Below are 236 nucleotides of genomic sequence, written 5' to 3' on the forward strand. Positions count from 1 at the left end.
GCTTCACCATCTCCTCCGATTGCAACTGGTCGGGCGGTGGGCCGGCGGCGTCGAGCGGCCGCGCCAAGGTGAGGCCGGCGGCCTTGATATGGCGGTAGATGAGATCGAATATCTCGTTCTTCGCCGGCCCCGTCTGGCCGATATCCCTGACGCGGAAGGAGAGCTCCAGCTCCACTGCATCCGACGTCAGCGATTTGATCTGCACGCCGGGTTTCGGCTCGGTCAGGATCGAGCCG

At 64.8% G+C, this 236-nt stretch carries 1 pseudogene; it reads right to left on the reverse strand.

What is annotated here, in order from left to right:
* Nucleotides 1-236: pseudogene (locus tag AF337_RS39055) on the reverse strand (mechanosensitive ion channel protein); the annotation flags it as partial.

The sequence above is a fragment of the Rhizobium ecuadorense genome, assembly GCF_001187535.1.
In the GTDB taxonomy this organism is placed as follows: domain Bacteria; phylum Pseudomonadota; class Alphaproteobacteria; order Rhizobiales; family Rhizobiaceae; genus Rhizobium; species Rhizobium ecuadorense.